The sequence below is a fragment of the Alteromonas sp. ABE4_545 genome (genome assembly GCF_056161325.1).
The window spans coordinates 1-25,141 of record NZ_JBSWYY010000041.1; the positions used below are offsets into that span (position 1 = coordinate 1).

The window sequence follows — 25,141 nt, forward strand, 5'->3', positions numbered from 1 at the left end:
TAACTCATGGTAATACTCTAATTGTTTGGCGACTTTAGAATACCACCAACAGGCAGTTGATCGTCTGTCACCCATTAACCATGAGTGGTGCACTTATTATCTGAATTCGGGCTCACTGCGCGAGATAAAGCCCAGGATTTGGCTAACGCGAATCGAAAACAACGTAACGCGTACATTCTTGCATCTGTTCTTACGGTATTTCTAGTAGTGGCTTCGGTAAGTGGATTGTCTGCTTGGCATCAGTATCAAAAAGCCAATACGTTACTCTCTGACTTACATGAAAACATCAATTTCATGAGCAATGACCTACACGATATTCTCATTGCCTATGCCCCTATAGATAAACAAGAAATACTAAATCAACAGGTGTCAGTCATTTCAGAAAAATTAGATGGGTATATCTCAGAAAGTAACGAATCACTTGAAATAAAAGCGATGTCTTTGAAAAACAAAGCTGACCATTTATTAGATAAAGTGGGAGAGGATTGGCACTCCGCAAGCGAACTATATATACAAGCAAGTAAATTATTAGAACGCGTCATTGAGCAAGGGGAATATACTGAGAATACAATAATAAATTTAAGTATTCTTTATTCGTCTATAAGTAATGCTTACCGTATGGAAGAAAATTCAGTTAAACGCATGGAGTTTTACTTAAAGAACAAGGAATATATCCGCTACTGGCGGGAGATATTTCCTAGCTCGGACGATATAAAAATTCTACACTGTGAACTGCTCAACGAACACACCACTTACTATAGTGATGACATCAACGCAGAAAATATCTTTTTAGAAAGTATTGATACTTGTAAATCCTTCAGAGATAAGCCATATAAATACTCTTATGTAGTCGCCGATTCGTATAAGGAGCTTGCTCTTTTTTCAGCATCTAAGAGCAATGAGGCTGATTTTAATAAATATTACAAAGAAGCATTAATTATTTTAGAAAACTCTTCATTAAAAGACCCTTCAAACAAAAACATAAAAAGAGAGCTGTCCGCAAAGAAATCCATATTTGGCTTTTTTGTGTTGAGCTTTAACGATTCAAAACCCTCATTAGAATCGTCAAAATTAATAATTCAAGCAAAAGAAATTGCAAGCGAGTTATATTATTCTGATAAAAGTAATATGAGGGATAGCTCTACATATCAGATGTCACTCGTTTCTCTTGGAAACTTTTATTATGCAAATGAGGAATACGAAGAATCACTTGAGAATTTTAAAGAATTAGAGTTTGTAACTATCGAAATGATAGAAAACCAAAGGATAGATATTACCAATATTGAGTATTTACACCTTGCATATAGCTCGATAGGTACGATATATGAAGATGTTGAAAATCCCAGCATGGCAAAATATTTTTATCAAAAGAGCATTGATATTTTTAAAAACAAATCTGATCTTTATTCTGAAAATAGCCTTTATAATTTTACTGTGAGTATTTTAAGTTTGGCTGAAATAAATTTAGAAGAAAAGCATTTCTTGGAATCCAGAAGCAATTATCTTGAAGTAATGGAAAATTTAAATAAATTGATTTCTTCAGGAAGTGAAAATTCAAATCAATTAAGTTCAGGAGAAATTTATTATGTGTACCAAGACTACCTCGCTTCGACTTATTTAGGCTTGGCAGAGATCGATAAAAACATGGGAAATAATGCCAGTTCTATTGAATACTTAAATAAATACATCGAGGCTATTAAAAACCTGCCAGATGATTATTTCGAGCCTGGTGATAAGGAATTAAGAATTAGCGACGCGCAAGCGAGTCTAGATGAACTTATAGAAGAATAAAAAAGTAAACTCAAGCGGTGTTATCAATCGCTGATCCCCCGTTTATGGGGTAGAGCCCAAAATGGAAATGATATCAAGAAGAGCGTATGGTTTTAGAAACTTTGAAAATTATCGAATAAGAGTGATGACCCATTGTGGATGGGATGGTGTTATCAATCGTGTAAGGTGAATGCTGATCCCCCGTTTATGGGGTAGAGCCAGATGATCGTAACTATTTGAAAAGGGTGAGGAAGTTGGTCGGTGTGAGAGGATTTGAACCTCCGACCCCTGACACCCCATGACAGTGCGCTACCAAGCTGCGCCACACACCGACCGAAAGAGCGGACAAGTGTACTTATTTTTATTGTTATTGCAATGCAAAATTCGCTCTTGTGGTTCGTTTGGCGTTTTAATGCACAAACCGAGCGTTTTTTGCCTCGGTACACTTATCTATGATGTTTTAGCGAGAGCGAGATTCCCTTCCCGCTTCGCTAAAACCAAACGGCAACAATGCCTTGAATGTTGCTTAGAAGTTACCGCGCACACCTAACGTGATTCTACGTCCTGACATTTCATACATACTTGGGAACGCTGGATTGATGGTATAGCCCTTTGTCACTTCGTCGGTGATGTTGATCCCTTCTAAGGTCACTTTGAATTGCTCTGATACCTTGTAACCCATTGATACGTCGTACTGGCCGTACTCGTCGCGATACACTGGGTACATGTCGCGCTCGATGTACTCTACGTATTTGTCTTTGTAGTTGTACGAAATACGGGCGTCGAATGTGTCGTTTTCAAAGTAAACGGTCACGTTATAGGTTTGGTCTGCCAAGCCTTCTGGTGGTGTCGGAATACCTAAGTCAGATGCACCGGTGAGTGAGGTATCCAACAAGGTTAAGTTAGCGTTGATACCAAAGCCTTGCAGCGATTCGTGGAAGCGACCAAAGGGCATTTGTGCGATAAACTCAAAGCCACTCACATCGTACGCGCCTTCTGCGTTTACTTTTTGGTAAACGTCGAAGTCGTAAACGCCATCTACCGTACCGTTATCGTTGTACTTGGTTACGCCTTCTACCACACCAGTTAGGGTTTCACGCACTACGCCTTCGATTTCTTTTTCGAAATAAGACACAGCAAATAAACCGCCCTCTTCTAAGTAGTATTCCAAGCCCATTTCCCATTGGTCAGCATACGTAGGCTTGAGATCTGGGTTACCGTCACGGTATTTAAACTCGTTCAAACTCACCGTGCGCTTATAAGCAAGGTCGGTTAGCGCTGGGCGCATTAAGGTTTTCGACGCAGCAGCACGGAACAACAACTCGTCGGTAATGTCCATGGTCAGGTTGAAGCTAGGAAGCAGTTCTGTGTAGCTCCCTTCTTTCGATACGGGTTTAGCCGTGTAACCGGTTGAGCCGTCGTCGTTTTGAACCTGGTGATAACCGAACGACAGTACCGATGTATCTACGTAGCGCACACCAACGTTAGCGGTAACTGGCATATCAGCAATATCAAACTCGAAGTTGCTCATGGCATACAGCGCCATCACTTCTTCGTCTACTCGGTAATATTCGCTAGGTGTGAAATCCACATAGAAGCCGTCGTAACGCATGTTTTTACGCGCCCATGCATTAGAGATTTGGCTCCATTCAGATTTACCGCCTACGCCATTTAAGAAACCACTACCGCCAGTCAGTTGCGATAATGTGCTCAATTGACTGTCGCTCAACACGCGTGTGCCTGACCATGAAGAATCGTCTTCGCTGGTACCGGTAATACGCTTGCTGCCATAATCGCGCTCTTTTGATTTATCAGTAAAGCGCACACCAAAGTGTACATGCGATAATGCTGGCATAAATTCCAGATCGAGATGACGGCTCAAGTCTAACTGAGCGGCATATTTGTCGTCAGATATCGCTTCGCGTTGTACTTCATAATAATCAAAGTTGTATGCCTCTGGGCTATTGAACATGTCGATAGTATCGGCATTGCTACTTGGGATAGTCTCAGCACCTGTATTGGTATAGCGAGTGCGTGAAGGTGCATAAGCGGTATGCTTTAAGTTAGTGGTTTCAGCGTCTTTTTCAGCACCTGAGTACCCTACTAAACCATTCACATCCCATTCGCCCCAACGCCAATCTAAGTCGAGGCTGTATTGGCTGTAATCAGTGTCGTAGCTGTTTTCTTTGCTCAAAAACTCATGCTGGGTAGCGGCGTAGTCAACATCGGTTAATACCGTGATACCGTAGTCCGCTAACGTGGTGCTGTCGTAGGCATTTACATTTTCAAGTGTACTGATGCTCGACGCGGCATAAGCGGCTGCATCGTATTCGTCTTCGTGATCATCAAAGTTACCTAACATGGCATCAAAGGTCAGAGTAAGGTCTTGTGAAGGCTTGTACTGCAATGACGTGGTTGCGCCCCACTTCGTTTGGTCGTTCAAATAGGCGCGGTTACCGTCTTTGTTGATAAACACCACACGGCTGGTTTCATCGCTGTCGCTACGATCGTTAATAGTAATGCCAGTATCACGTTCAAGTACTTCTGCAGCTTGATCTGCCTGCCACTGGCCGCTACCTGATTTAGTTAACCAACGTGATAATGGACGAAAATCAATACCTGAATTGGCATCGGTACGGTTGGTACGCTGTGAATAGGAGAACGACACCAATGCACCGAACTTATCCCAGGTATTGCTGGCTAAGAAAGAAAACTTAGGGTCGGTTTCTTCTGAAATATCGTTATAAGCGCCTTCTACTGAAGCCACTAACTTCTGCCCCATGTAATCAAACGGACGCGCGGTAGTGATCAATACGTTACCCGCAATACCGCCTTCTTCATCCGCCGCTGTAGGCGATTTCTTTACGGTTACACTTTGAATGATTTCTGACGCGAACATATCAAATTCAACGTCGCGACCACCACTACCTGATGCGGTAGCTAAGTTATTAATAGACACGTACGTAAACTCGTTTGGCAATGAACGTACGTTAACTTTTTGGCCTAAACCTTTGTTACGCTCAATAGTAACACCCGGCATACGCTGTAGCGCTTCTGCCAAGTTTTGTTCAGGGAAGTCTGCAATATCCGACGCCACGATAGAATCAGAGAACCCCACGGTGTCACGTTTGATATCAATGGCCTTTTCTAAACTTTTTACATAGCTACCTGTGACTACAATTTCTTCAACTATTTGGTCTTCAGGTGCCTGTTTTTCTTGAACCTGTGTTTCTTGTGCGAATGCAGTTGATGCAGCCATTGCCAATGCGATGGGCGAAAGCGCGAAAATCATTTTCTTCATTGTGGTGTTCCAATAAGCGTTATAAAAATATGACGTTGTTGTCGTTTCGCGTATCAGGACGATAGAAAATCTCTTGGGGGGACATCTTTTTGTGTGAAACTTTTATTACATATTTCAGTTGGTTAACTGTCATCAAATTGTCATGAAACTTTTATTCCCCTTGGGGTTACAATGCGCGTCTTATATTAAATAAGTCGAATTTTAGGCCGCTAATTTATGCCCGCAACGCAGGATGCCAGCCGTACAATTAACACCGATACCAACCGCGCGTTGGTCACGTGCTTTATTGCGAATCAAAATGCGCTAAAAGGCTTTATTCGAAAATCAGTGCCGCAAGAGTCTGATGTAGAAGATGTGTTCCAAAAGCTATTGTTAAAAGTGTTAGGCCGCGAATGGCACGACACCATCGACAATCCGCTCGCGTACGGATACCGCATTGCACAAAACCTAATCATTGATTTTCAGCGCGAGTATCAAAAACAGCCAGAAAGCCTGCCCGATGAGTCAACGGGTGAAACCATTGCGCTTGAAACCCTGCTCGAACACCAGGAACGCGTGCAGTTATATCAAACCGTTGTGACTGCGATGCCTGCCAAACGCCAAGCTATTTTTATACGCCGTCGATTACACGGAGAATCGCGTGAGCAAATAGCACAGGATTTAGGGATGTCGGAAGAGGCGGTAAAAAAGCACATTTCTCGCGCCCTTGACGACTTAAAACAAGCCGTTGAAAAACGCTACGCCGAGAAAAATTGTCCCCTTTAAGATGCGCATGGCGTCTCAAATAGAATGAGTAATGTAGGTTAAAACATCAATGACAGCTTTGCCCCCTAACACACCTGAAGACGATGCTAAACATTCGCTTTCTCGCCAAATTTGGCAAGACGATGCGTTGCTTGCCGCATTGAAAAATATTGAAAACACAGGAGGTGTCGAGGGCAAAAATAGTATTGCTCAAAGCTCACCTACCACAGCAAACACGCGCTTATTGGATAAACGCACTCAGCATATTTGGGCCATTGCAGCGTCGTTTTTAATTGTTAGCTTAGTCAGTATTGGCATGGTGTGGCAATATGCCTCACTCCCCACTCAACCTGAACAATCTGGCCACATTGCGGCAACTCAGTCTCATACCTATCAGGTAGAAAAAGCCACTCTTGTCACCCTAAGTGACGGCTCTGAGGTCAACCTAAACGCCCATTCCCAACTGGTATTTACAGAATACAAAGATAAACGCGTGGCCATACTTACCACTGGCGAAGCCTTCTTCTCGGTCAAGCGCGATGAAAGCCGCCCGTTCAGTGTGAGTACTGGGCAAAGCTTGGTTACCGTGTTGGGTACGCAATTCAACATCAATAAAACCCAGCAAAATGTGTGGGTAGATGTGTATCACGGTTCTGTGGCGGTAGAAAACACCCAAACTCATACTAAAACAACGCTGGTAAAAGGCGATGGTGTACGCGTAAATAGTACAGGCATTGCCGCGCACACAGTATCGGAAGATAGTCCATCATGGCAGCGAGGCTGGTTGGCGTTTGATGATATGGCGTTAACAGAAACGGCATTCATGCTTTCTCGCTACAGCAATAAACCGGTATTGCTCGATAACATAACATCACAGATAAAAGTAAGTGGTCGCTTTTTAACTAACGACGTTAAAGGTGCACTCACGCTAATCAGCAACGTGAATGGTTTATCCTTGAACGAGTATGAAGACAGTTATGTGCTTTCAGAAAAAAGTGAGTAAAGTCAAAGCTGTCATCAAGGGTTCATGGAAACACTTGATACTCACATAACGCTTAACTTTCTTATTCATAGCGCTTTGCGATGTCTTACTCTTCTCGGCCACGATTGCTCCTGTTACTTTGCATCTTCAGCCGTATCGCGCACAAGATGCATTCGACGTCGCTACTTTTATTTATCGGCTCAACCTCAGTAGTACTGGCTGATGAAGTAAACCTACCGCTATCTGATAAAATACAGGCCATAGCCGATGCCCATCAAACCCCTGTTGCCTTTAATCGCAGTGTGGTTAATCAATATTCGGCGGTAGCTAAAAAAGCGATACTTTCTGACACTGCAAACCTAACAACCGCACTCAACACGTTACTAGCCAATACCCCGCTCACCTATTCAATCAACTCTGCGGGGATCACCATTTTCCTAGCGCCCTCACCGCCACCGGCGCAACAACAGCAAGCTCAAAGATTGGAAGAAGTCACTGTGGTAGGTGAAATACAATCCATCGCAACACAACGCTTAGACGATGAATATGAGCGCTCGTTAACACTGGCTCAACAGCTAAAACAAGCACGTACTCAAGAATCTGAATACCTTATTGGTGCGATGTTAAAAGCCTTGCCAGCAGAGAATTTAGCAGAGTCGATGCAGGTGTTTTCTGGCTTGAACATCAGCCGAGATCGGGGAGAAGGCTTGTCGATTAACGCGTTAGGTCTAGGCGCGGAATTTCAGCAAACGCTGCTCAATGGCCGGCGAATTGCCAATACCGAAAACGTGCGCAACAGTACGCAACAAGGCACTCTGTATCGCTACGATACCTTAAGTGCGGGCGTGTTCTCAGCCGTTGAATTAATTAAATCGGCCGACGTAACAATGCCTTCTGGGGCAATTGGTGCCATTGCCAATATTCAAGGCGATGACCCACTACTTTTTTCCAACAATGGGATCACCTTTAAATCTGGCGCTTCATGGCTTAAAGGCGAGTCTAGTGTGCAGCCCGGCTTTACTCTGAGCAGCCACTGGCGTAACCAAGCTGGCACGTTGGGCGTGCTATCTACACTGAGCTTTCAAAAACGAACTCAGCGACAATATCAATACGAAACATGGAACTGGGGTTTAAACGGCGGGGCGCTGGATATTTATCATTACGACAACCTTGCTGACGACGTATTGGTACCCACAGGCGGAGCTGCGCTGACCATTGAAAATGAAGACCGTTCGCGCTTGAGTCACTATTTGGGCCTGCACTGGCAACCATCTTCGTCGAATAGCTGGCAACTGCGTTGGCTGTACTCCGATACCAATTTCGACTTCGACGAGCACAGGTTAGGCTTAAACCCATTGAGTGAGTATGCTGAAGAAGGGTCGGTCAACGCTGGGAATAAAGCGCTTGAGTCAGTGCGTTTTATTCAAGCTGACGTAAAGTCTTCACGAGAAATATCTGGGCTGAATTACTTGCACAATACGTGGCAAGTCGATGGTCAATTGCTGTATAACCTCTCTGGTTATGCTTTGTCCGTGTCACCTTTTGTCAGCATTAGTCGTGCGGGCAGCGACACCACCACGCCCATTACCCGACTTCAAGTAGCGTTACAGCCAGTAGACCTGTCGTTTGCTCAACAACCGCGTGCGTTAACCGAATTTAAACTCGACTCTGCCCCTATCGATACCTCTCAGTTTGCCGCGGTTACCCGAGTGAGTCAGCGTCAGTTAGCTGTTGACAACTCAGTAGATGAAATAGGTTTTTCTGTTTCGTTGTCACCCCCGCATTTGCGCTGGCAAATCGATACGGGTTATCTGTATTCAAGATTGGCCCACGATTACTTTCGTCAAGATATCAGTATCGACAAAGCCGCCCTGCTCGCCCTCGACGTTCACAACCGGTATTGGTACACCTCGCTACCGAACCAATTTGAGGCCAGTTTTACGGGCAATGTAAACAGCGACTGGTTACTACCGAGCAAAACCTTATTGCAACCTTTTGCCAGCGACTTAGTTTTTGGCGAGTTACAGGAAAACGATAAGCTCAATAGCTATCAAGTACAGGTACGCAGTCACGAATGGTATGCCAATATCAACGGTTATTTTGGTGATGTCACTTGGGTTTCGGGTATCCGGTTAAGCAGTACAATAAGTGAATCGAATGGCTATGGGGTAATCACTGCGAGTGACAATACTACCCTGTCACCTGTCAACACGCGCAGTCATTATCACTATTGGCTTCCGGCGACGAGTGCTAACTGGCAAATCGCCGAACAATGGCAGTGGCGAGGGAGTATCAGTAAAACCATCGCTCGCCCCAATTATGCTGATCTCAACCCCAAGTTACACATTAACTCCAGCGGCTTGCCTTATGCAGAAGGCGGCAACCCATATCTCACGCCAATCTCAGCGCTGAATATAACAACCTCAATCAATTACTCAGGTGAAAGCCTGAACGGCAGTGCAATGGTGTTTGCCAAACATCTGGATGATTACATTATTTCGAGAGAAAGCAGGCTCAGCTACAATGGCCTAGATTACTCCTTGCTGTCGCCTTCGAATAACAACAACGCCAGTGTGAAGGGCATTGAGCTTAGCGCCACGCATGCTTTTGCAACCGGCCCAGTTCTCACCGACAATTTGTTATCAGGTTCTATCACCTTGGTTGACCATCAAGGCCGCTATGTAGATAACGGACATACCTACCGCTTTCCAATCGAAGGCGCGTCAAAAGTCTCTGGTAATCTGCGCTGGGTGTGGGGGATCGACGGCCTACAAGGTGCAATTAACATCAACTACCGCAGCGACTATCTCGAAGACAAAGACACCTCCAACAATGCAGATATTTGGGTTGATGCGTTTACCAGTGTCGATGCAAGTTTGGCCTATTCATTGGAAAACGTGAAACTCAGACTAGATATCTACAATTTATTCAATGAAGTAAAAGCCCGTTACGGAAAATCAGGCGACGCGTCGGTGTTGATGAAATTAGAAGAATATGGCACCCGCGTGAGCATGAGCGTTCAAATCAAACTGTAAATTTGTATTCAAAAAAGGAGCGAATAAAGCTCCTTTCTCATGACATAGTTGCGTATTACAACGCTTTAAACCGAATCGCTACGCCCCCCGCTTCAGCAAGCGGGATGCTTAGCGTATCTGCGCTCGATACCGTTTTCTTGCTTATAGCAATATCATAAGGGTTGGTGCGCCAATCAGCCTTTTTGCCATCTTGATAAATTTGGGCTTCAAAGGTTTTCCCTTGTTCTAAGAAATCCAATGGCACCGTGATAGTACGCGCATCTTCATTGGTAATAGCGCCTAAATACCAATCGTTGCCTGAATAGTGTCGATGCTGCTTTTCTTTACGGGCGATAACCACAAACTCTCCCACTTCGCCTTGCAGTGCCACTGTTTTTTCCCAATCGGTAGGCACGTCTTTAACGAACTGGAATGGTTTGGGTTTAGCGAGATAATTTTCTGGCAAATCTGCCGCCATTTGAATGGGGCTATATATCACCACATATTCCGCCAATTGCTTGGCAATGGTTGATTGTGGACGCATGTATTTCACCCTGCCATGCTCTTCTGTACCGCCTTTTATTGGCGGGTAATCCAAGTCAAAAATGCCTGGGGTAAAATCCATCGGGCCAGAAAGCATACGGGTAAAGGCGAGCATAGGAATATGATTAGGCGGATTAGGCGCGGCCCAACCTGAGTTGTACTCCTGCCCTCGGGCACTTTCCCGTGCAATCCAATTTGGATAGGTACGGCGCAGGCCCGTGTCTTTCACCGATTCATGGGTGTTGATTGAAATATGGTACTTAGCAGCCGTAGAAACATTGCGAATAAAGTGGTTTACCACAGGCTGGCTGTCGGTATATTCAAACCGCATCACACCTGCTTCATCCTCGCGCTTTAAGGTTTGCCCATGTGCCACATAACCGGTTTTAATTTGCTCTACGCCTAGCTTTTCATAAAGTGCAAAACCGTCTTCCATTTGTTTTTCATAGTTGGTAATGCCACCAGATGTTTCGTGATGACCTATCAGCTTCACGCCTTTTTTCCGTCCGTATTCTGCGACCATTTCAATATCAAAATCGGGGTAGCTTTGGGTAAATGAAAATAGCTCAGAGTTTTGGATCCAATCGCCATCCCAACCCACATTCCATCCTTCCACCAGCACGCCATCAAACCCATTTTCGGCAGCAAAATCCATGTAGGCCATGGTGTTTTCCGTCGTCGCGCCGTGTTTGTCTCCAGAGCCCCAAGTGTATTTTTGAATGTGCATACCCCACCAAATACCAACGTACTTGCCTGGGTTAATAAATGAGGTGTCGCCGAGCTTGTTCGGCTCGTTGAGGTTTAACGTGAGATAGCTATTAATTAACCCCGTGGCATTAGGCGCAATTTGAATGGTGCGCCACGGCGTATCAAAACTACCTGATTTTTTCACCTTGCTGCCATCAGCGCGCGGCGCTAGCTCGGCTTCAAAACGGCCCAACTGCTGCCATTTCAAGCTCATTCCCGCATAGTCGACTAAGGCGGCTTCATGGATAGCCAGGTGCACACCAGAGTCTAACTTGATTGTCATAGGCGTACTTGCCAGCCCTACATCTTGCACGCGCGTTTCGCGATACAAATACTCTTGTCTATCGTAACCTTGGCCTGGGATCCAAAAGGCTTTCGCGGTGTGCGAGTCCACTATCGAAAACTCGGTCATTTCTCGTGTAATAATCCGCTCGCCATCGGCCTCTACGTGGTAGCGAAAGCCCACACCGTCATCAAAAACACGCACTGTTACGGTAAAGCTGTTGTTTTCCACTTTCTGATCGGTAAAGCGTACGGTCAGTTCGTTGTGATGATCGCGAATAACCCGTTGTTCGCCCCAAGGTTGTTTCCAAGTGATATTCACACTGTTTCGCGATGCTTCAGACAACGCTAAATGCCGATACAATGGCGTAGCATGTTGAAAGCCAAACCCGAGTCTACTGGGCCGAATCACCAGAACGTTATTGTAATGCACCGTATACTGGGCATAGCCTTTGTCATCGTTAAATGAAAAGCGAATCTGACCGTCAGGAGACGACACACTGACCGAGTTAGCCGATGCAGCCGAGCTGAATATCGCCATAGCGATAAGAAAAAAACGTCGCATAGTTTATCCTTGAGGCAGAAGCCCAACTCACAAAACTTAATTGATTAAGTTAAGGTTAGGTAACATTCCTGCAAACACAAGGTGAATTTCGATTATTTTTGCGACAGTAACTGAGCGTTAATTAGGAATGGGTAACAACAAATTAAGCACAGGTTTAAAAGACTTTCCTACTTTCAACCTTACGTCTCGCTGCAAGATCACAGATTCGGTGTCTTTCCCTATGACAGCCAAATTACGCACCACAAAAGACTTGTGAATTTGCGTGAACTGCCCTTGTGGCAATTCTGCCACCAGCTTTTTGAGTGTGCTGTTCGCCAGCACCATTTGCTGCCCCTGCCATACTTTTACGTAATTACCATAGGCTTCAAGATAATCAATGTCGTTGAGTGATATTTGTCGTACTTCGCGGTCCACTTTTACCACAATATGGCGCGGCTCTGGTTCGACTTGGGCTTGGGCTTGAGCGTGGATTTGGCCTGCTTGAGTTTGAGCCTGAGTGTGTTCAAGTAAATATCGATTTCGCACTTTCTCCAACGCCGCACCTAAGCGCTCTGCACTTACTGGCTTAAGGAGATAATCGGTCACATCAAGTTCAAACCCTTCCAAGGCGTACTCTTGATATGCACTAACAATCACAACTTGTGGTCGATTAGCGAGTACTTTGAGCATGTCCATACCGTTGAGCATGGGCATATTGATGTCTAAAAACAGTACGTCTGCCTGATGAGATGCCAACCATGCCAAGGCTTCGGTAGCGTTATAACACTGCTTCACCACCTCTACATCGTTATGATGATTAAGATGGTGCAGAATGACGCGATGTGCCAGTGGTTCATCGTCGATAATCAAGGCCTTTAACATACCCTTGTTAACTCCATTTCTAAACGGGTATACCAAGTGTTGTCGCGGGCCTCACTAACCAGAGAATGTTTGTTTGCAAATTGCAGAGCTAACCGCCTTTTAAGGTTGTCCAATCCCAGCCCTCCCTCAGCCTTATCATGTTCAAGTAACGAACTCGTTGTAACTTCGGCCTCTGTGGTCAGAGGTAACGGGTTCACACATTCAAGCGCCAATGTGTTATCTATTAACTCAATATGCAAGCGTAATTCAGAGGGCTTTGGGGCTTTTTCAATCCCATGCTTAAACGCATTTTCAACAATAATAATGAGCAACAATGGCGGTATTTCCACCTGTTCAGCGTGCTCAGGCCAGCGACAATGGAACTGACAATCTTCGGTATAGCGAAGTTGTTGTAGTGCGAGATAATCTTGCAGGTAGCCAATATCATCACTAAGCAAAACGTGTTCTTTTTGCCCTTGATATACGGTGTAACGTAAGAGCCCTGCTAGCTTTTCAACCATATCAGGCGCTTGAGGTGACGTCTCAAGACACAGCGCATACAAGTTATTCAGTGTATTAAACAAAAAGTGGGGGTTCACTTGTTGTTGTAATAGTTGCAGTTCAGTGCGGGTTTGCTGGCGGGCTATATCAGCTAATCTTGCGTCTTGGGTCTTGCGCTCAAAGGCGAGAATGATAGGCGTACTGAACACCAATAACCAAAAAGTCAGTTGGTAGTTAAACGGGTCAAGAGGGTTGTGATTCTCAGAAGGGATCAGTGTAAAGTCGGCTACATTATTCAGCGGCAACAGTAATAGCAAACTGCTAATAGGCGCGCTAACAATTAAGATAAACGCCAGCCCACCCACGAGAAATGGGATTACGCCCTGCACTGCTAACAACCGTCTAATTAACACATAGCGATTAAACCAGTACACAAAAAACAGGGCTAATGCCATCATACTCAACTGCCAGAAATACTGCGCAAAAAGCGTAAATTCTTCAACGATTTGTGCAAAATCGATGATCATGGCAAGCGGTTGGTTGACCATAGGATTTTCGTTATGCAGAAAGATCCCTGCTGTCATAAACGTCCATATCACCAAACTTACCGCAACCATGGTGTCCAACGATAATAACGCCACTAGCCAGCTTTTAGGGCCGTGACTCATTCGCCCTACCCAACGATGTAAAAACCAGAGTCCACTAGCACAGCCTGCAAATAAAAAACCTTGCATACCAAGTAAATGCCAAGCGTTAAAGGCATGGTAACTATTAGCCAAAATGGTAATAAATAAAGGATAAACAACAAACCCTAGTAACCAAACGCTCAATGCCTTTAACGTTCTCCCATGCCACGCAAGATAATGCGCGAAGAAATAAGGCAGCATTTCCAATAAAAGTTGGCCATGAGTGCGAAACAGTAAACCCACATCTGTTATTCGATATGACTGATAACGCATAAAAGCTTCGAGCAACACAGCTGCAAAAATGGGCATCAGTAACACCCCATTCTCACGTACATCCTTCGCCATCGTCTGTGCTCCTAATTAATTGCTAAGAAACGCTATTTTTCGTATCAGCCTGCCTGAACTTGCTGCGCCTGACATCTTGTGGATGACGAAAGTACGCAATTTAATGACGAAAGTAAAATCAGCCCGCTTTATCGCCTTTCATCATGACTTTGGGTTTAAGAGCGCCCTTTGTCACCCTGATCGCGACGTTGGTCATGGTTCGCTGTTCAGTCCCACTGCGGCTACTTATGGTGGCGTTATCACATACAACTAGGATGGTTTTCTATGTTAACGCTAAACCAAGTGAGTAAAACTTACCCCAACGGCACCAAAGCGCTCGATAACATTACACTGTCGATGCCCTCTGGCATGGTTGGTTTACTCGGCCCCAATGGCGCGGGTAAATCAAGCCTGATGCGCACAATCGCCTGCTTGCAAACACCTGATACCGGTAACCTCACGTTCAATGGTATAAACGTATTATCGCAGCCACAAAGTTTGCGCGAGCAACTGGGTTATTTGCCCCAATCTTTTGGTGTGTACCCTCATATGAGTTGTGTGGCATTGCTACACCATATTGCCGCCCTTAAACAAATCTCGCGGGCAGACGCAACACGTCAAATAGAATCACTGCTAGCAATCACCAATCTCACACAACATGCCAACAAACGTGTCAGCAGTTTTTCGGGCGGAATGAAACAACGCTTTGGGATTGCGCAAGCCTTATTGGGTGACCCAAAACTCTTGATTATGGATGAGCCAACGGCAGGGCTTGATCCTCAAGAAAGACAACGTTTACACAGTGTGCTCATCAACCTTAGTGAAGAGAAACTGGTGTTGCTGTCTACACATATTGTTGAAGACATTGAACATCTTTGCCCTCACGCAGCCCTGATGATGCAGGGGCAAATTGTCGATAACGGCGCTATGCCCAACCTCATTGCGCCAATGGAAAACCACGTGTGGGAAACACCCACCTACCCAGAATCAGGCATTTTGTTGGGTGAGCATTATCACTTTGGTCAGGCTATCTGGCGTGTATTTGCGTCTTCTGCCCCTTCCCCAGATGCCTCTTTGGTAAAAGCGACCCTGCAAGATCGTTATTTTTATGAGCTTACTCAGCAGGAGCAACCCGTATGTTAACCCCAAGCTTGTTACTTAATGAATGGCGTTTTTATCTTCGCCAACCTGTAGTCTGGCTTTGTTTTCTCGGATTGCCCGGACTTTCCGGTTTATTGGTGCAGGGGCTATCAGCAGACGATATACAACTGGCAAAACGCCTTACGCTGTTAAACATTACGGTTACCATGATGACGTTGCCGATTGTGATAGGGGCGCTCACACCAACGTTATTACAAAGAGACCGACTTAGCGGTATGCAAGCGTTGATTGACGCTGTACCCACCACGTTATTCACTCGTAGGCTCAACCAATTTATCGGTTTATTGAGTTTAACGTCATTGCTGTGCTCACTGGCGTTAATTCTGCAATGCTGGATATTGTCGTCTCATCCACTCTTTAACCAAACTCTCATATCTACAGGGCTTAAGAACCTGTTGGTGCTGATGCTCCCTGCGTGCTTTATTTATAGCGCACTCGCCCTTGTTGCCGCTCAGTATTTTCATTCAGCACTATCCAGTTATGCTCTGTTCGCCCTGTGTTGGGTTGGATACGTCATGCTGGGTTCAATAACCGGCTCCCCCATATTGGCTGGCAGTAAAATTCTCAATAGCCAGTTTTATCATGTGTTTTTGTTCGCCGATCCTATGGGCTTTACCGCTATTTTCGATCAATTCACCAACGCAACCGAGTACTGGCACTTTTCATTTGCACTTATTATCAATCGAATGAGCTGGTTACTCTTTAGTCTATTGGTACTTTGGCGAGCATTGGTTGCGCCAGCTACTCAGATTAACGAGGAGAAAAAATCCAAACTAAGCGAGTGTCTTTCACGGGTGACGCGCTATCGCGTTTTCCCGTTGATTATCCTCTTTTACGGCGGCGTGGTGTTTTCAGAAGTACTGGCGGGTATTGCCTATGCCGAGCCAGGCTCGGTGATTGAACCAATGAGTATTGATGCATTGAACAGAGTCTGCTGGGATATTCTTCCATTTGCGGGTTGTATGTTGATGGCGCTGTGGAGCTGGCACTTGGGGTGGGAACAGCAACGTCATAGATTTGCCGAACTAACTGCTGCTACACCTGTCACTAACCTTCAACTTATCAGCACACAGGTCATTACATTAAGTATCGGCTGGCTCATGTTAATCATCACCACAGCCTTGGCGACGTTATTCGCTCAACTCGTGGTTGGCAGCCAAATCCAAATGAGTACCTATTGGCTTTTACTCTCAAAGGCTGGCATACCAATTTTACTTTTTGGGTGGCTTTGTTTGGCCATGCACCACCTTTTCAAACGGTCATTGATTGCTGGCGGCATCGGGTTACTATTCTTAATAGTGAAGTTTACGCCAACGCTTAACTTGGCAGGCATCACTCATCCGCTTCTCGACATTGCCGGCACACCCCTTCAACCTGCCGATTACCTGATTGGATTTTCCAGAAGCGACGCGACATTTTGGCCCTACTTATTGGTGTGGGCTGTGATTGCTGTGGCCCTGCTCACGTTAGCGTCTCTGGTTAGCCACCGCGGTACAGGGTTTACCACAAAAAAGTGGCGGCATTTACCATTTGCGGGCTATGGCGCTTTGGGGTTAGTCATAACAACACTGCTGACCTTTCACTTTGTGTTGAAAAGTGAAAAACCGCTCATGTCCAAAGATGCGCAATACGCGCTGCGTGCTGAGTACGAGAAACAATACCAACATTGGGAAGACCAACCTCAGCCTGTGCTCACCTATCTCGATGCAGAGGTAGATTTTCATCCTCATCTGCGCAGCGCTCAACTGCGCTTCGATATGCAACTGACCAATGTAAGTCAGGTTGCTATTACAAAAGTTCTTATCGGCAGTTTTCCCGGATTCGAACCTTCTCAGCTGACCCTGGACGGCGGCACACTTGTACATACCGATAGCGAGCTAAAACAGCATGAATTTGCGTTAAACACGCCATTGCAGCCCACCGATAGCCTACATGTAAAAGCACAAATAAACCTGACTAGTGCAGCCTATTGGCTACCGGTTGGACACCAAATACTCTTGCCTGAATTTAGCTATTTACGCGGTATGCCATTATTACCGTATGTGGGGTTTAATCGCCAATTGACCCTGCGTGATACTGTCACACGTGCCGAATTTAGTTTGCCGAATTTAGCTATGGCACAGCCAAGTAGTTTTGATGTATTCCCACCGAAAACCCAACAAAACGCACGCCCTATCAACATACATAGTGTGGTCTCAGCGCCAATCACTCATTCATTGGTAGCACAAGGAGAAAAGATCAAAGAGTGGCAACAAGGAGATAGGCGCTATATTGAATTTGAAACCCAGCACCCGATTCGCAATACCCCTGTTTGGATAGCATCGGTACAAGCAACTCACACCCGTGAAATAATCACTGATGACCACGCTACAGCCGTGCATTTTATCGGCTTGAGTGAACAACTCTCTGGTAAAACGCCCTCTCAAGCTGAAACCATTCATCAGCATGCGGTGGCTGATACACTCGTGTGGTTTAAGAACAAGCTCACGCCTTACCCTCATCGCGATTTGTCTATCGTTTTTGTACCAGAAATTGGCCTCAGTGGTTATGCCCTGCCGCAAGTTATCTTGATGTCTCACCGATTAGCGATTCGAGCCAACAAGGCCGAAGATGCAGGTTTTGATCAACGATACCGGCGAACCGTACACGAAGTTGCTCACCAATGGTTTGGTCATACATTGGGCTATGGCGTAGAAGAAGACGGCTCGTTTTTAATTGAATCCTTGGCGAAGTACGTAGAGTTAGTATTGATTGAAAAGCGGTTTGGTCAAAACGCTATGCAAGCGCTTGTGGACTATGAACAACGCCGTTACGAGTACTCATTACGCGGCCAGTTAGAGCAACCCAAAGCGATTATTGATGCCACACGTTCGGCCGATGTATATTCTCGCGCGACTCTTGTTTTTGCCAAATTGCGAGCCTTGGTAGGTGATGAGGTAATCCTCACTGCCTTGAACCAGTTATTTGCCCAGAACAAACCTGGCATACACAGTGTCACGTCACATGATTTCGTCACCCAACTACTAGCACTGACTCCTTCTGTTCATAGCGCTGAAGTGAGGGCGCTGCTGTTGGGCGTGGGCTTAAACCAACCAGTGTCATTGTCTCCCTGAGGCTTGTTCCTAACTCAATTTAGCGATACCATAAACGCAAATAGTTATCATTTACAAAAAAATAATGACGCTCATCCTGTTATATCAAGAAAACATTGTCGACAGAATTTGTAGTAATGGTGAACGTACATTAAAGCAGTTTTGGCGCACAGTAAGGGAGCTAAAATCCTTTGCCGACAAAGCCCAATTGGGCAAACTGCTGAGTTGCCACTACCAATTTTTACAACACAATGAACCATGGCTGGCACAAGCTGGGATATCTGCCCCCACCTCTCAACGGCGGGCTAACCCTGTTATGCAATGCTTGCGGTCTGATATACAAAAGTTGTGCGACTATTGCCCTGTGGCAGCAAGCTGCCACAAATCAGCCTGTGATCCAGTAGAAGCATTGGGCTTGTGTTTGGCGCTCATTAAAATTTCTGACATTTATGCCATTGAGCAGCGCCGACTGACGAAATACATGGGCTGTGGTGTCACCCAATACACTCACTTTATTAAGTACCTATTGCGCCACGGTCAAAAACACAAATCTCAGGTGTATCACGTGATTAACCATTTTCCATTTAAAGGAAAACAAGAAGCCGCATTAGCAGCCAGCTATAAGCAGGTTATTGATCAATATCGAACGTTATTGGTCGCAGAAGCCACCCAGGGTGCTTACGCAGCATGATCGCCCTTGAATACATAAATGATAATCAATATCATTACAGCATTATTTTATAGGATGTAATTGCCATCATGTCTGCAACGCGTGTACTTATCATTGAAGATGACATTACCTTGAGTGATCAAATTGCAAAGTTGCTGACTAAAGAAGGGTTTCACATTGAGCAGCAATTCGATGGCGAACAAGGCTTACTCACTGCCCTTCAGCACACCTTCGACCTTATCTTACTGGATATTTTACTGCCCACACTCAATGGCTTGTCGTTGTTAAACCAGTTGCGACAAATTAAACAAACACCGGTGATGATGATCACCGCATCGGGCGCAGAACAAGAGCGAATAGAAGGGTATCGCAAAGGGGCAGATGACTACCTGCCCAAGCCATTTAACTTTACCGAAATGATGTTGCGCATTGAGGCATTGTTGCGGCGCAGTTTGGTCACCAACGACAGGCACCTGAATAATAGCGAATTGAGTTGTGGCGCTCTTTATCTCAACCGCGCACAGCAGCAGGCGTATTATACTCAAGCGGCCATCGAGCTTACCCCCATTCAGTTTAAGCTGCTGTGGGTGTTGATAGAAAACAAGGGTGAAGTACTCAGTAAAGCATTCCTATACCAATGCGTACTCGACCGGCCGTTCAGCCGATACGACCGCAGCCTTGATATGCACCTTAGTCGCGTGAGAAAAAAACTGGTTGAGGCCGGCATGTCACCTGAGCGTTTTACCACAGTGCATGGGAAAGGGTATCGTTTCCAATGAAAAATAAGCTGTTTTGGCGCTTGTGTACCTTCATTGGTTTAGGCACGGTATTGTTGTTTTTAGCCATCGACTGGCTAACCAATCATACCGAAACCAGTATGAGCTTTATTGATGCCAAATATCAGCAGCAACTGTTTGAATACGGTCAACAAGCAGAAGCGATTTTCCTGAATGAAGGCGAAGCGGCACTAGCTGAATTTATCAATGAGGTGCAGCGCAAAGAACACACCTGGGCGGCGGTTGTCACCAGTGAGTTAACACCGTTTGCCGACACCAGCATGTTGCCCGCTTTTGCCGATCGATTCCAACTGGGCAGAAGCCCCGAATGGAAAATACACCTGTATTTTGCCGAGAATCCGGTAATGGAAGTGCCCTTTATTGATGACTCTACACACTTTTTAATTCAGCTACCTCAAAGAATGCGCCCCGGCGGGTTACTCACCGTGGTAAGGCTATTACTGCAAATTGCACTGCCGCTGATCCTACTGAGTATATTGAGTATTTTGCTTTATCGGCACGTGATGAAACCATTAAAACAACTCGAAAAAGCCACCGAAGATTTTAGTAATGGTCAGTTAGAAGTACGCGTTAGCCCTGCCTTGCACAGCCGGAATGACGAGCTTACGCGCCTCGCTGCAACCTTCGACAAAATGGCCGACCGCACCAGTAACCTTATCTATAACCAACGAAGCCTACTTGCCGACCTTTCACACGAATTGCGAACGCCACTGACCAGAATTGATATGGCGATAGACTTCGTTGAGCAAAATATTAGTCCACAGCAAGCCCTTGAACGCCTTCGTTATGAAGCATCGACCATGCGAGGGTTGGTTGAAGATACTCTCACCTATGCGTGGTTGAACACGGAAGCGCCCACGTTAGACGCAGACACATTTGATGTAGTCGAACTGATTCAAGTGATCACAGACGACGCAACCTTCGAATACCCCGACAGCACCTTACAGTGTGAGCTACCTGACTCGGCAGTTGTCACTAACAGCAGCCAGCAGGCGCTTGGGCAAGCCATTGAAAACATTGTGCGCAATGCACTGCGCCACACAGCCCAAAACACGGCTGTGACAATCAAACTCTCGCGCATAAACCAAGGCTATCAAATCACTGTAACCGATAGAGGCCCCGGTGTTCCCGACGACATGCTGGCCGATATTTTCAAGCCCTTCTTCCGCGTTGATAAAGCACGCTCAGCTTGCGCGCCGTCGAAACACGCATCAAAAGGGCCTGCGGGCTTTGGATTAGGCCTTGCTTTGGCACAACGACAAATTGTGGCAGTTGGCGGCAGTATTTATGCGGCCAACCACTGCGATACCGAAGGCAACACACTCGGATTGCGTATTACCATTACCCTACCCGTTGTGACAAAGCCTTAGCCTCACGAGGCTTAATAACTAATCGGCGCCACGCCAACACCACGCCGGTATACACCAAGATACAAGCAAGTAGAGACACTAACCCAGCCAACGTTTGGCCAACAAAACCAAAGTATTCACCGGTGTGTAAAAAGCGTGCCGTCCCCCACGCTTGCCCTCCCCTCGACCAATCTGACTTCGCCAGTGTGCGTGTTATTTCTGCGCTACGGGTATCAAAATAGAGCGAATACGCCAGTTCCTGCCTGTGACCAATACTTTTGTCGATGTAAAACCGCGCCTCGAATTCATGCTCGCCAATTTCCATCCACATTGAATACCAGTTAGCGTAATCATTGTTTCGCGCATGCTCTTTAGCGTGTGCAAACAGGGTTTCATAATCAACCTTATCACCAGACAAGCTGGTTACTGCTTCGTGTCGCTCCCGTTGAGGTAACGCTTCTCCGAAAAAACCATACAAGGCTTTATTTGCCCACTGAAAGTGAAACAACGTAGCGGTTAACGCTATCACCAAAAGTGCGGGTAACGACCAAATGCCAAACACCAGATGCCACTGCCGGTGTTTATGTGCATTGTTTTGGTAGCGCGCAGGCAACCAGCTTTGCTTTTTAAGCAACCGCCAGTTTAGACGCTTGGGAAACCACAAATACAAACCACTGATTAGCAAGAACACAAACACTAAATTAGCGTAGCCATTTACCGTTTTGCCAATAAAGCGATAATCCCCTTCTAACAACAAGTAGCGATGCAGTTCAGTGACCTTGCGGAAGAACACATCAGTAGCCCCCTCGCCGTTACGCAAAATGTCGCCGGTGTAAGGATGAAATAAATAGCTGTGCTTACCGGCCCAAGCGGGAATTGCCGCCCCTTCGCGATTCACCCAGCGCACATAAATATGTAACTCGTCTGGGTGTAGGGTGTGTAATTTGTTTACCACCTGATCGGTTGTCAGTCTTGCCTGCTGCTGCGGTGCAACGGCATAACTCATCTCGGCAAGTTCTTTCAACTGTCGCTCATACGTCAGTAGTACACCTGTAAGCGACATCACAAAGACAAATAAGCCGGCGATCAGGCCGGCTATCAGGTGGGCCCAGAAGACCCACTGTTTTATTTTTTGAACCATCATTCGCAGTGCCGTGGCGGTTTAAAACTGATAGCTCACAGACAAACGAATATCTCGCCCTGCTTCCTGTGGCCCCACAACAGAAGCAAACACTTCGCTGTAATCACCCACACTAGAGTGGTCAATGTAAGCTTCGTCAAACAGGTTAGTCACAGCCACATTCACTGCCAGCTCGTTGGTAATGTCCCAAGCGGCGTATATATCCACCAGTGTATAGCTAGGTTTGTTCAGGTTGTACAAAGCGTCGGTCCAACCGTTTTCTACAGCCTGATGCAGGGTGTTAATATTGGTATCGTCAACGTAAGTCAGGTTAAAGCCTACATCAACATTAGCCGTCACGTTGTAGTCTACGCCCACAACCCAAGTATTACCTCGGCTGTTACCCAAACCCACAAATTCGTAGCCATTAAGATCAATATTGGCGTAGTCGACACTGTACATTCCATCTCGTGGTGCCAGTTCAGCATCAACACTGGAAAAGCCCACATAAAGGTCGAAGGCATTCCAACGATACGCCAGGTTAAATTCGACCCCTGACGACGTTAAATCGCCAATATTGTTGTACACGGAATTGCCGGCATAACCGCTAAATATCACATCGTCTATGGTCGATTCATATACACTAAACTTAGCGTTCAGGTTATCCACGCTGTATTCCAGCGAGGCTTCAATGTTGGTCACTGTTTCAGGTACAACATCGTCAGCAACCACAGGAATATCTTCACCATCCCACAAGTATTCATCAATGGTAAAGCCATCACCAATCTCTTTACCTCTGGCGGCTTGCGCAAAACCAAGCCCTACACGCCATGCTTCTGTTAACTGATACGTCGCCCCTAAGTTAAGGCTAATTTCACTGTCGTCCAGCCCCGCGGCTTCGTCGGTAACCGGATCACCATAGTACTCGTCTAATAAAATACGTTGTTGGAAATCAAAATTGTCAAACCGTACCCCATAACTCAGTAAAAGCGCGGGAGTGAGGTTACTGTGCGCTTGTGCGTAAACCCCAAGTACACTGCTTTCCTCTGTGTTTTCTACCGGCCCCGTTGCCGACCCACTGTCTACTTCATCACTGCGATAATCGACACCGTATACAAACACATGGTTGTTGGTTTCACTGGTGTTACGAATATCAAAACCAACACTTTCAATATCGGCCAACCAGTCAAAGCGACCGCCGCGAAATGACGAGCGCGTTTGATACGCTGTCGCTTCTACAAACACCATAGCGCTGTGATCAAAGCGGTAATTTGCTACATAGGTGTCACGTTCTGCCTCACTGGGATACAAAGCCGCGCCTTCCAGTACCACCCAGTTCGGGCGAGCGGAAAACTCACCTTCTTCGTCGCGCTGCTCGACACTGAATGACACATAATGATTAGTAGCAATATCGCCACTGGCCTTCACAAACAACAAGTCCTGGTCGGCTGCGGTACCATAAACTTCATTACCGTCACCGTCTTCAAAATTGTCGCGGTCAACCGTGCTGTAATACCCCAACACGCCCCACGTATCACTGAGTTTGCCATACAGACTACCGCTGTAACGGGTACCGTCGTTAGAAAAATAACTGGCTTTAACACGCCCACCCAATCGCTCATCGTCTTGCAACAAGTCTTGTGCGTCTTTGGTTTTAAATCGAATTGAACCACCAATAGCACCCGGGCCACTCGTGGCTTCACCTGCGCCGGCTTGTACGTCAATTTGCTTCAATAAATCTGGGTCCAGCGTGACCCGGCCAATGTGGTGAAACAACGTTGAAGTTTGTTGTGCACCGTCTACGGTAACATTGAGGTAAGCGTCTTCTAAACCGCGAATAAATATTTTCTGAGCAACTCCTACAGAGCCACCCACACTCACAGAGGGCGATTCACGAAACACGTCAGCGAGATCATTGGCCTGAAACTGTTCAATATCGTCAGCGGTAATACTAAGATTGGTCGTTGCCCCAACTACAGCAATTCGTTCCACAGATTTAACCGCGTCGGTATCTTGCGATTGTGCATATGCCACTGTGTTAGACAAACTACAGACAGCTCCGATGAATACTAGCTTTTTCAAAAAAATCTCCTTGAGCGCGGTGAATCGCGAAATAAGACCCATTCTCATTATGTTTTTGGTGAAAAAACAGTACTTTTACATTTGTTACATTTTTACCAAGGAGATAATCGAAGCGTATAAATTGCGCCGTATTGAGTCAATTTATGCGCCATCAATAACACCGGTTTTCGGTGTTATTTTATTTTTTGCCACACCTTTGTCACACCTCTCAAAGTACTCGTGTCTAGATAAAGCACATCACGTTTATAACTTGAAAAAGGAGTCACTCATGGAAAAAAGTAAAATTGTTTTTTGTGACAAACATCATCAGTTCATCACTGGTGCGAGTATCGCGTTTGTTATGCTGATGATATCAATGCCGGAAATTGGCCAAAACATCAAAGCGTTTATATTTGGTTAGCGCAGTAAAAAGTGCCGGTATTAGCAGTTAAATGACAAAAAAAGCGGCTATTAAGCCGCTTTCAGATTGATGATAAACCCCTCTTTTTTCAGAGGGGTTTATTTTTTCTAGCAGCCGAAGGCTGCGATCGCGATATTTTTTATAGCAGCTTTATTGTTCGAGTGTTGGGTT

General features: G+C 45.7%; 17 protein-coding genes, 1 tRNA gene and 1 pseudogene. 12 read left to right on the forward strand and 7 right to left on the reverse strand.

The features are described from left to right. Positions 1-207: 207 nt before the first annotated feature. Both ACXAH6_RS19295 and ACXAH6_RS19300 read left to right on the forward strand, forming a co-directional pair. Positions 208-1,791, forward strand: a complete 1,584-nt coding sequence (locus tag ACXAH6_RS19295) for a hypothetical protein (protein ID WP_474879504.1) — start codon at positions 208-210, stop codon at positions 1,789-1,791. A 46-nt stretch (positions 1,792-1,837) separates the two neighbouring features. Continuing rightward, a pseudogene (locus tag ACXAH6_RS19300) lies at positions 1,838-1,960 on the forward strand (transposase); the annotation flags it as partial. 65 nt (positions 1,961-2,025) lie between these two features. On the opposite strand, the gene ACXAH6_RS19305 reads toward ACXAH6_RS19300, so the two are convergent. Together ACXAH6_RS19305 and ACXAH6_RS19310 are read right to left on the reverse strand one after the other, a co-directional pair. Further along, positions 2,026-2,102: transfer RNA gene (locus ACXAH6_RS19305), tRNA-Pro, on the reverse strand. A gap of 194 nt (positions 2,103-2,296) precedes the next feature. Continuing rightward, on the reverse strand, positions 2,297-5,071 hold the full coding sequence (locus tag ACXAH6_RS19310) for a TonB-dependent receptor (protein ID WP_474879506.1): 2,775 nt from the start codon (positions 5,069-5,071) through the stop codon (positions 2,297-2,299). A 216-nt stretch (positions 5,072-5,287) separates the two neighbouring features. Between ACXAH6_RS19310 and ACXAH6_RS19315 the strand changes: the two genes are divergently transcribed. From ACXAH6_RS19315 to ACXAH6_RS19325, 3 genes are all read left to right on the forward strand, one after another. Continuing rightward, on the forward strand, positions 5,288-5,836 hold the full coding sequence (locus ACXAH6_RS19315; protein ID WP_474879508.1) for an RNA polymerase sigma factor: 549 nt from the start codon (positions 5,288-5,290) through the stop codon (positions 5,834-5,836). Between the two features lie 49 nt (positions 5,837-5,885). Further along, the gene (locus ACXAH6_RS19320) at positions 5,886-6,818 is read left to right on the forward strand and encodes a FecR family protein (RefSeq protein WP_474879510.1); all 933 of its coding nucleotides are present in this window, start codon (positions 5,886-5,888) and stop codon (positions 6,816-6,818) included. 146 nt (positions 6,819-6,964) lie between these two features. Then, positions 6,965-9,832, forward strand: a complete 2,868-nt coding sequence (locus tag ACXAH6_RS19325) for a TonB-dependent receptor (RefSeq protein WP_474879511.1) — start codon at positions 6,965-6,967, stop codon at positions 9,830-9,832. Between the two features lie 55 nt (positions 9,833-9,887). On the opposite strand, the gene ACXAH6_RS19330 is transcribed toward ACXAH6_RS19325, so the two are convergent. From ACXAH6_RS19330 to ACXAH6_RS19340, 3 genes are all read right to left on the reverse strand, one after another. Beyond that, entirely contained in the window at positions 9,888-11,948 is a 2,061-nt protein-coding gene (locus ACXAH6_RS19330) for a glycoside hydrolase family 97 protein (protein ID WP_474879513.1), read from the reverse strand. Positions 11,949-12,065: 117 nt separating this feature from the next. Next, on the reverse strand, positions 12,066-12,809 hold the full coding sequence (locus tag ACXAH6_RS19335) for a LytR/AlgR family response regulator transcription factor (RefSeq protein WP_474879514.1): 744 nt from the start codon (positions 12,807-12,809) through the stop codon (positions 12,066-12,068). Further along, positions 12,803-14,320 (reverse strand): sensor histidine kinase, encoded by a 1,518-nt coding sequence (locus ACXAH6_RS19340; RefSeq protein WP_474879516.1) that lies wholly within the window; start codon positions 14,318-14,320, stop codon positions 12,803-12,805. The genes ACXAH6_RS19335 and ACXAH6_RS19340 overlap by 7 nt, the downstream gene beginning before the upstream one ends. A 103-nt stretch (positions 14,321-14,423) precedes the next feature. Between ACXAH6_RS19340 and ACXAH6_RS19345 the strand changes: the two genes are divergently transcribed. From ACXAH6_RS19345 to ACXAH6_RS19370, 6 genes are all read left to right on the forward strand, one after another. Beyond that, positions 14,424-14,573, forward strand: coding sequence for a hypothetical protein (locus ACXAH6_RS19345; protein WP_474879517.1), 150 nt, complete (start codon positions 14,424-14,426; stop codon positions 14,571-14,573). Between the two features lie 11 nt (positions 14,574-14,584). Next, positions 14,585-15,442 (forward strand): ABC transporter ATP-binding protein, encoded by an 858-nt coding sequence (locus ACXAH6_RS19350; RefSeq protein WP_474879519.1) that lies wholly within the window; start codon positions 14,585-14,587, stop codon positions 15,440-15,442. Then, positions 15,436-18,573, forward strand: a complete 3,138-nt coding sequence (locus tag ACXAH6_RS19355) for a M1 family aminopeptidase (protein WP_474879520.1) — start codon at positions 15,436-15,438, stop codon at positions 18,571-18,573. Before ACXAH6_RS19350 ends, ACXAH6_RS19355 begins: the two co-directional genes overlap by 7 nt. A gap of 64 nt (positions 18,574-18,637) precedes the next feature. Further along, positions 18,638-19,243: a hypothetical protein gene (locus ACXAH6_RS19360; RefSeq protein ID WP_474879522.1), complete on the forward strand. Its 606-nt coding sequence runs from the start codon at positions 18,638-18,640 to the stop codon at positions 19,241-19,243. A gap of 68 nt (positions 19,244-19,311) precedes the next feature. Beyond that, positions 19,312-20,001, forward strand: a complete 690-nt coding sequence (locus ACXAH6_RS19365; RefSeq protein ID WP_474879523.1) for a response regulator — start codon at positions 19,312-19,314, stop codon at positions 19,999-20,001. After that, on the forward strand, positions 19,998-21,389 hold the full coding sequence (locus ACXAH6_RS19370; RefSeq protein ID WP_474879525.1) for a histidine kinase sensor domain-containing protein: 1,392 nt from the start codon (positions 19,998-20,000) through the stop codon (positions 21,387-21,389). Before ACXAH6_RS19365 ends, ACXAH6_RS19370 begins: the two co-directional genes overlap by 4 nt. On the opposite strand, the gene ACXAH6_RS19375 is transcribed toward ACXAH6_RS19370, so the two are convergent. After that, positions 21,361-22,512 carry a PepSY-associated TM helix domain-containing protein gene (locus tag ACXAH6_RS19375; protein WP_474879526.1) on the reverse strand — a complete coding sequence of 384 codons (1,152 nt, stop codon included), beginning with the start codon at positions 22,510-22,512 and terminating at the stop codon, positions 21,361-21,363. The two genes, ACXAH6_RS19370 and ACXAH6_RS19375, sit on opposite strands and share 29 nt — an antisense overlap. A gap of 18 nt (positions 22,513-22,530) precedes the next feature. Then, positions 22,531-24,570 carry a TonB-dependent receptor gene (locus ACXAH6_RS19380; protein WP_474879528.1) on the reverse strand — a complete coding sequence of 680 codons (2,040 nt, stop codon included), beginning with the start codon at positions 24,568-24,570 and terminating at the stop codon, positions 22,531-22,533. Positions 24,571-24,838: 268 nt separating this feature from the next. Here ACXAH6_RS19380 and ACXAH6_RS19385 point away from each other — a divergent pair, with 268 nt between their 5' ends. After that, entirely contained in the window at positions 24,839-24,970 is a 132-nt protein-coding gene (locus ACXAH6_RS19385) for a hypothetical protein (protein WP_474879529.1), read from the forward strand. Positions 24,971-25,141 lie beyond the last annotated feature (171 nt).